The following is a 2,121-nucleotide window of genomic DNA, read 5'->3' on the forward strand; positions in this document are numbered from 1 at the left end:
GGTATTTTCGTATTTCAAAGCCAATCTGCCCAGTTCAACCTCTTTTGCTTTTCTGAGAAGGGTTTTATTGCTTTTGCTTTTTTCTATAACCGCGAGACTGATTTTAATTGCTTCTTGGTATCTTTTGGGGTCTGTGCCGATATAAATATAAAAATTGCCCACATCTGAAAATCTGGTCGCGCCGGCGGAGATGGAGTAACAAAGCCCTCTTTTGTCTCTTACTTCTTGGAAAAGCGGAAAAGACATCCCGCCATCTAACATTGTGGTAAAAAGATCAATTGCTTTACTTGATTTTTCGTTTGAAGACCCAAGAGGCGCTGATAAAATTAAATTAACCTGGTCTATTTCTTTTTTGTAGATTGCTTCTCTTTTTTTATTATCAATAATTTTTTCTGGGACTCTTTGGTTGGCTGGTTTTTTTGATTTTTCAGGGAAGTGCCGGTTAAACAAATTAACCGCCTCTTCCGGAGTGATTTTGCCAGCGGTAATAAAAGTATAATTTGCCGGATGGTAATATCTTTTTCTAAACTCAATGAAATTTTCTTTTTTGAAACTCTTTACGCTTTCTTCGGTCCCCAAAGTGTCTTTGCCAAGCGGATGTTCTTTATAAAGAAACTCGTCTGCCAATTTGCCAACATAAGATTGCGGATTATCTTTTCGCATTCTTATTTCTTCAACAATGTTAAGCATCTCGGTCTTAATTTTGCTTTCCGGGATTGTACAGTTCTTAATCTCTTCCGCGTTTAAAATAACTGATCTTTCTTTGTGTTTTTCCGGCACTCGATTCCAGAAAAAAGTGCATTCTGACCAAGTCCAGGTGTTTAAAACCCCGCCGATTTCTTCGATATAGGCGGAAACATTTTTGCTGTTTTTAAACATTTTTGTCCCCTGGAAAACCATATGCTCCAAAGCATGGGCTAAGCCGGCTTCTTTGGGCCAGATCTCGTCTCTGGTGCCGGCTTTAACTAAAACTCCGGCGGCAACAGTATTCGCATGCGGCAAGGACATTACATAAAGCGGCACGCCGGCTGAAGTTTCAAGTTTTTCAAAATTAAGATTTTTCATAAGCTGTTTTTATATTCAATTTCTTTATCATCAATATAAACATAATTGCCGCCCCTGGGTTTGTTAAAAATAATTCGGTGGTATTTAAAACCGCGCTGGTTCAGCCAATCAGCGGTAATCTCTGCCAAATCTTCGGTTCTGGCAGTGAAAAAAGTAATGATATTGCCCTGATTATAAAGCTGATTGATTGTTTCTCTGGCGCCGGGTATTTCTTGGGCGGTTTTCATTCTTTCCGGCTCTTCGTTAGGAATATCTTCGCAGATAACTCCGTCAATATCAACCAAGTAATTTTTAATTCCCGCAGCCAATCGCGGACTTTTCTTCTGGCCGTTTTGTCCGATATTTTCTTGTAAATTGCTATTCATAATTTAAAAAGTTAAAATAAACTAAAGCTTAATTTTAGCACGAACAATGGATTTTGTTAAAGATTATCGATTTGGCGCGCATTTATCAATTGCTGGCGGCTATGACCAGGCGTTAACCAGAGCGAAAAATATTGGCGCTAATTGCTTACAGATTTTTTCCTCACCGCCCCGAAACTGGAGCATTAAATCTCCAGCTAGGCAGGAAATTGATTTATTTTTAAGAACTAAAAAACAACTCGGGATTGAGCCAATTTATTTTCATACCACTTACTTGATTAATCTAGCGAGTCAAGAAGCAGTGGGTAAAAAATCAGTTGAGTTTTTGATTAAAGAATTAAATTTAGCTGAAAAACTTGAAATTAAAGGCAGTATTGTTCATCTGGGTTCCTACAAAGAAGAAAAAACACCGGCTAAATATAAATTATTGATTAAAAATATTCAAACAATTCTAAATAAAACTCCGGAAAAAACTTTATTTATCATAGAGAACGCCGGCAATCGTAAAATCGGCGCTGATTTAGACGAGATCAGCCAGATAGTTAATGACTTAAACAATAAAAGAATTAGAGTTTGTTTGGATTCTTGCCATTTATGGTCAACTGGCAATGACTTGTCTGATAATTCAAAGCTGGAAAAGTTTTTGAAAATATTTGATAGAAAAATCGGTTTAGATAGACTGGAGCTTTGGCAT

Annotated in this window: 3 protein-coding genes; 1 reads left to right on the top strand and 2 read right to left on the bottom strand. The window is 37.2% G+C overall.

Going from position 1 to position 2,121, the window contains the following annotated elements:
* Together AB1721_03380 and AB1721_03385 are read right to left on the bottom strand one after the other, a co-directional pair.
* Window positions 1-1,065, bottom strand: a 1,065-nt coding sequence (locus tag AB1721_03380) for a pitrilysin family protein (protein ID MEW5805730.1), incomplete at its 3' end; no start/stop codon positions are given.
* Window positions 1,062-1,430 carry a phosphoheptose isomerase gene (locus tag AB1721_03385; protein ID MEW5805731.1) on the bottom strand — a complete coding sequence of 123 codons (369 nt, stop codon included), beginning with the start codon at window positions 1,428-1,430 and terminating at the stop codon, window positions 1,062-1,064. The genes AB1721_03385 and AB1721_03380, both read right to left, overlap by 4 nt.
* Before the next feature lie 46 nt (window positions 1,431-1,476).
* Here AB1721_03385 and AB1721_03390 point away from each other — a divergent pair.
* A partial coding sequence (locus AB1721_03390; protein ID MEW5805732.1) for a deoxyribonuclease IV occupies window positions 1,477-2,121 on the top strand: 645 nt, incomplete at its 3' end.

Source organism: Patescibacteria group bacterium (assembly GCA_040753135.1).
Lineage (GTDB): Bacteria > Patescibacteriota > Minisyncoccia > UBA6257 > Brennerbacteraceae > JBFMGR01.